At 35.1% G+C, this 6,000-nt stretch carries 7 protein-coding genes and 1 pseudogene; 7 read left to right on the forward strand and 1 reads right to left on the reverse strand.

The features are described from left to right. Window positions 1–134 precede the first annotated feature (134 nt). From ADH51_RS05845 to ADH51_RS05875, 7 genes are all read left to right on the forward strand, one after another. Window positions 135–1,574 carry a hypothetical protein gene (locus tag ADH51_RS05845; protein ID WP_048675158.1) on the forward strand — a complete coding sequence of 480 codons (1,440 nt, stop codon included), beginning with the start codon at window positions 135–137 and terminating at the stop codon, window positions 1,572–1,574. A 2-nt stretch (window positions 1,575–1,576) separates the two neighbouring features. After that, window positions 1,577–2,689 (forward strand): hypothetical protein, encoded by a 1,113-nt coding sequence (locus ADH51_RS05850; RefSeq protein WP_171021837.1) that lies wholly within the window; start codon window positions 1,577–1,579, stop codon window positions 2,687–2,689. A gap of 256 nt (window positions 2,690–2,945) precedes the next feature. Continuing rightward, window positions 2,946–3,287, forward strand: coding sequence for a hypothetical protein (locus ADH51_RS05855; RefSeq protein WP_229040022.1), 342 nt, complete (start codon window positions 2,946–2,948; stop codon window positions 3,285–3,287). Between the two features lie 115 nt (window positions 3,288–3,402). After that, complete coding sequence (locus tag ADH51_RS05860; protein WP_048675163.1) at window positions 3,403–3,696, forward strand: hypothetical protein; 294 nt, start codon at window positions 3,403–3,405, stop codon at window positions 3,694–3,696. After that, the gene (locus ADH51_RS05865; protein ID WP_004182882.1) at window positions 3,689–4,027 is read left to right on the forward strand and encodes a type II toxin-antitoxin system RelE/ParE family toxin; all 339 of its coding nucleotides are present in this window, start codon (window positions 3,689–3,691) and stop codon (window positions 4,025–4,027) included. The genes ADH51_RS05860 and ADH51_RS05865 overlap by 8 nt, the downstream gene beginning before the upstream one ends. Before the next feature lie 75 nt (window positions 4,028–4,102). After that, window positions 4,103–4,879: an alpha/beta fold hydrolase gene (locus ADH51_RS05870; RefSeq protein WP_048675165.1), complete on the forward strand. Its 777-nt coding sequence runs from the start codon at window positions 4,103–4,105 to the stop codon at window positions 4,877–4,879. 32 nt (window positions 4,880–4,911) lie between these two features. Continuing rightward, a complete protein-coding gene (locus ADH51_RS05875; RefSeq protein WP_048675167.1) occupies window positions 4,912–5,649 on the forward strand; it encodes a DUF4336 domain-containing protein in 738 nt (245 codons plus the stop codon). Window positions 5,650–5,877: 228 nt separating this feature from the next. Here the strand turns inward: ADH51_RS05875 and ADH51_RS09875 are convergent. Beyond that, window positions 5,878–6,000, reverse strand: a pseudogene (locus ADH51_RS09875) (IS200/IS605 family transposase); the annotation flags it as partial.

Here is a 6,000-nt window from a genome sequence, read left to right on the forward strand (position 1 = left end):
ATTGATACAATTTTTATTATCCTTTTAGTTTTTCTTAGCTTTATTTTTGTGTTTGTTATCGAGAAATCATTTCATTCATAAAAATTTTAGTGATATAATAAATTCAGATAATTGTTGAAAAATAGAGAGTATATATGGGTAAAAATAAAAAAACACTGGTCTTAGACTTAGATATTACCGATTCTGGATATCAATTTGCATCAAATATAAATGATGCATTATCTGAAGCTGAGCTTGAATTAAATACTATCAATGAAAGACTTAGTGAAGACTATTATGCAATAGAGCATGTAACACCTAATTGTGATAAATCAGATTATATTCTAGCCTCTAGCTGTGGCGCTCTTTGTAGCATAATAGATATATTTTTTGTAGGGAGGCCTGGAGAGTCTCCATTGGGTAACATAACAGATGAGTGGTTTAAAAATCGTACTAAAGATTTTGCCAAACTTTGTGGTTGGGAAGATAATGGATCGAATAATATCTCTTCTGCGGTGAGGTACTTAGAAAGAAGATTTAAAGTTCCTTACGATCAACGTGGAGCTGGTGATGCGGCAAGCTTTATTTTCGATTTGAATCCAAAGAATCATCACTTTAAATCTCTTGCACATAATCCTACTTTGCTCGGACTATTTTTTTCAATTTTAGATCAGTTCAATAATACATCGCACTTTGTATCTGGTGGTGAACTTATTTCACTTCAAAACGCTAATCCAGGCTTTGAGTTACAAGGAAATAACTTTTCAAGCAAATTTTACTGTGCTTTTATTAATTGGATTGGACATTTGTTTTCAGATGTTTCTGGTTCGTCTGGTAGTAAGAGTCGAGGGATGGGGATCCCATCACCACTATGGAGCTGGATTAATGACATTATAGCTCTCAAAAGGAAGTTGAACATACCTGTTACTGAATTTGATAACAGCTTTAATGAATTAGCTCTCAATATATACAAAGAGGGATATGATGTTAGATTCCAGACTGCTCAAGCACTTTCAGTTTTTATTAATGAACTTTTAGTACGCACAGTATACTCAGTTAGGAGATTAATAAGATATTTCAGCGATTTTGATAAAAGTAAAAGGGTATTCTCTCTATTATGGAAAACGTGTGAACCTTTTTCTAATGCATCTGTAAAGAGGATGCTGACAATATCTCATGGGACATTCTGCCTGATTGATTTATCTGATGCTATAATCAGAGGTGTTATCTCTGGTAAAGGAAATTTCGACGTTTCAGAATTTGTAATGAGGCTTAATATTGTTGGTTTAGGTAGACTGGGAATATCATTGTATGGCGAAGGGAATAACGCTTTTATTCGGCATAAGCTAAGTAACAAGATATATGATAACAGACGAGAAATGAAGATTCTAAACTACTATGTTGAGGGCTTAAGAGAATTATCAAATATATACGATGATGTTGATTTGTTAACCTTCGTTACTGACTTGGAGAATAGTGAAATGTATAGGTCTGCGTTCGACAAGTCAGTCTTACTTGCTGAAAAGAGGAATGTTGATTCCAATAAAATTTTAAGAAATAAGTCCGATATTGACTCTTACTTTCGTGGAGAATGATGATGAGAATAAGAAAGAAAAATAAAACTAAGTTACAGATTGCTAAGGATAATACTCAGAATGCAATTCATGAGGTTAATACTCAGATAAATACATTAGGTGGTTATACTAAAGGATTACACGAAGCTTTGACAGAGATTCAATACACCTTTGATAAAATACGCAATGTTCCTAGTGAACAAAAAATTCAGTATGAAGAATTAAAAAAGATAAGATTAAATTGGAAGCAACAAGTAGTTAAGATTGAAAAGGACTATAAAAACGCAACAGTAAAAAATGCAGGTGTAGGAACAGCAGGAGCTGGACTGGGGGTTGCAGTAGTAACAATGGGACCGACAGTAGCAATGGGTGTTGCTACAACTTTTGGAGTTGCATCAACTGGTACTGCCATCTCTACTTTAAGCGGAGCTGTGGCCACTAATGCTGCATTAGCATGGCTTGGTGGTGGAGCACTTGCTGCAGGTGGTGGTGGAATGGCAGCAGGAGAAGCTTTTCTTGGTTTGGCAGGTCCAGTTGGATGGGCTATGGCCTGTGTTTCTTTATTAGCTAGTGGATTAATCTTTTGGAAAAGTAAGATTGATAAGAACCATTTAGAAAATTTATTTATTGCTATAAGTGAAAGAGATATACAATCATATAAGCTTGCTATTGTTGAATTACAAGAGCGGATAACGAGAATTAAAAATGAGCAATCACTGTTGAATAGAGCAATAAATAAAATTCAGACATTTGGTCTTGACTATGATAAAATGTCCGACCAACAGCAGTATGAACTAGGTACATATGTCAATTTGATGAATTCTTCTACTCAATTACTGGTTAACCCCATTTTAGGTTTAGTTCCCAAATATACAGTTCAAGATTTTGATGAATATAAAGCGTCAATTATTGATGAAAAGGAGACTAAGTTTTTAAATGTATTTAAACCTTTAATTATTTCACTAGCAAATCTACTTTACAGCATTGAACTTGATACAAAAGCTAAAAAGCTATTATGGAAGTCTCTAAGAAACAATAAAGATTTTCTTAAAAGTTTGAACTTTAAAAAGAGAAAACTAAAATCTAAAGTCATTGATTTAGCGGTGGATGCCTTAGAGTTCAAGTATAAAGACTAGTTAGACACCTAATAATTCTTCTATAGACCAGAGTTAAACGATAACTCTGGTCTATTTTTGTCTCTCGAAAACCACTAGCTATGCTAGTGGTTCCGAAAAGCTTTTAGCGATGTATCAAAAAGGTCCCCCCTAAAGTGTTATATTAGATAAGGTTTCCCGACCACTAACTAATATACAAAAGGAGGACCCTTGATGATACAGGATAACAATAGTTTAGCACATATTACATGGAATTGTAAGTATCATAATGAAGTATATGCCATTTGTTGGGGAAATTACTGGACGGCCGTCTGTACTTGAAGGTTCCATTGATAATATGATTGCTCAAGCAAAAGAATGCTTGGCGAAAGGGGTATATGGATTCGATTTATTAGGTTATCAATATACTGGTAATCCAGTGGAATTAAACAATGCTTTTGTAGAAGCAATCCAAGCGCCTGTTTGTCTAGCTGGTAGTATTGATTCTTATCAACGTTTGGATGAGGTACTTGAAACAAACCCTTGGGCCTTCACTATCGGAAGTGCATTTTTTGAAGAAAAATTTGGTTCTACTTTTAGTGAACAAATTAATAACGTTTGTGACTATATAGATAAATGAAAAGCCTTGGTATCAGGGCTTTTTATTGTAAGTCATTTCTATTTTTAGTTGAATACTTTTTCTTTTATATGTTAGAATGTATATACAAAATGTATTTACAAAAGGAGTTTTTAGTATGGCAAAGACACAAGCGGTAAATTTTCGAGCAGATTCGGTATTTTACCAAAAAACGAAAGACATCTTAGCAGACGAAAAAATTACGGTATCAGATGTCCTGAATGCAGCACTTAGAAAAATTGCCAATAGGACAGTTGATGCAAGAGAATTTGTTTCTAGTGATTTGCAGGATACGCAGTATCAAGTGGCTTTTGAGGATTTAAAGAAGGAAATTTTAATTGGGCATCAGGAAATTGCTCAAGGTAAAGTCACTTCTGTAGCGGATGTGAGAAAGGAATTTGGTCTTGACTAAGTTGAAACGCTATCAGGTTTTTCTTGCGGATCGAGCTAAGCAGGACATACGAGAAATACACGACTATATCGTTATGAATTTTTATAGCCAACAATCTGCGGATGGGAAAGTCGATTTGATATTAACTGCTCTTGAAACCTTAGAAATATTTCCAGAAGCATGTCCACTTGTGTCTAGTAGAGGTTACGGTGAAATGACTGACGATGGGAAAACCTATCGTTATATGCCAATAGAGAACTATCTCGCATTTTATTATATTGAGAATCATACAGTATTTGTTGCTCGTATTCTAAGTGCAAAGCAGGATTGGGTCAAGATTTTCTATAAGTAGAATGAAAAAGGCAAGCATAGGCGTTCAAAAAAAGAATAGTACTGGCTATATGAGACATTTTGGAGGGTATCAAATATGAAATTTCATGAATTTGGTGATAAAAATTTGCCTCCCGTTTTATTAATACATGGTGGGGGTAGCTCTTGGTGGAATTATCTTAGACAAGCTCGTATACTGTCTCATAAATACCATGTCATTTTACCTACACTTAATGGTCACGGTGAAGAGTATCAACTTGATTATGTTTCTACTGAAGATTCTGCCTTAGAAATCCTAGACTATATCAAAGAGAATTGTGGTGGGAAATTATTTGCTTTAGGTGGAGTTTCTCTTGGTGGTCAAATTGCCATGGAGATCTTGTCCTTAGACAGCGATATAGCTGAGAAGGCTATCATAGACGGAAGCCTCTGTATTCCTCAACCAAGGTTGGCGAGATTTAGCATCTTGTTGGTATCTTTATTTGGTAAACTGATGTTTAGTAAATCCTCTTGTAAACTTCAGTTAAGCTTAATGAATAAATTCTATCCCCAATTAGCTTACCCAGACGAAATAAAAAATTATTATATGGAGGATATGCCAAGGACGCCTATCAAAACATTAGTGACCATTTATCGAACTTATATGGGACACTACAAGTTGAATAGTAGAATATCTAAAAGTAAGGTACAGGTTCTCTATATTTATGGCGAAAAAGAATTGAAATGTGTTAAGGAATCAGCTAGATTATTTGAGCAGTTGTATCCCAACACTATCTTGTTTGAGGCAAAGGGCTATAATCACGGCTATTTATCAGCCTACCTACCTCAAGAGTGGATTGACTTGGTTGTTCCATTTTTGGAGAATAATGATTGATTATACTTTATTAATTTAGAAAGCAGAGTCTCATGGAAGTCAAAAAATATAGTCCCCTCAATTCCTTAAAAAAGATAGCAGATAACCTATGGATTGTAGATGGGGAAGAAGTACAGATGGATTTCAAATTATTCAAAGTGCCTTTTTCAACTAGAATGACGGTTATCCGTTTGAAGAATGGTGGTATTTGGGTGCATTCACCGATTAAGCCTAGTGACAATTTGCTTTTTGAAATTAAGCAATTAGGTGAGGTAAAACACCTTATTGCACCCAATGTCTTACATTATAGTTATATAGATGAATGGCATCAACTATTTCCTGAAGCAAAAGTTTGGCTAGCTAGTGGTGTTCAAAAGCGTGCCAGAAAATCGGGAATGAGTTTGGATTATGGTCAGGAATTAAGCAAGGCCAATTGGAACGAAGAAATTCTTTTTACAACATTTGAGGGAAGTTTTTATGTAAAAGAGGTTGTTTTTTTCCATAATGAAAGTTCAACTCTGATTTTAACGGATCTTATTGAAAATATAGAAACTGAGAATGTATCGATTTTTGAAAAGCTACTGTTTAAAATAGGCGATAATCACTATCCAAATGGTAAAACACCAAGAGATTTAAGAATATGTTTCTTATTTGGCAAAAAACAAGCTTTGAGGAGTTATCACAAAATAAAGAAATGGGAACCTAAGAATATTATTATTTCTCATGGACCGTGTATGATTGGACAAGCAAAAGAGATGTTAAACCAAGCGTTCTTTTGGCTAGAGAAATAGGGTTCTGTGGTTAAGGGAACTTGTCGAAAGACAAATACGAATACTTCGACCTTTGTATTTAAAAGTTGCATTCATTCGCCGCACGCAAAGTCAAAACCACCCGTGAGAACGGGTGGCTTGCTCTTCGGCTGAAAGCCTCTGCTACCGGCCGAGGCCTAAAGGCCTACCGAATGGTTTCCCTTCAGCACCACCTTTGCTAGCTGACCCGTCTAGCGGGTCTCTTTAAGATTACTTTCTTTTATTCTTCTCACCTGTAAACGGATCATACTCCTCAAAAAGACTGAGCTGATCTGCTATCACGTCTTCTTGTAATTGATTACGAATATATTCTTCAATTCGCTTCTGATTTCG

The organism is Streptococcus sp. 449_SSPC (genome assembly GCF_001073005.1).
GTDB classification, from domain to species: Bacteria; Bacillota; Bacilli; order Lactobacillales; family Streptococcaceae; genus Streptococcus; species Streptococcus salivarius_F.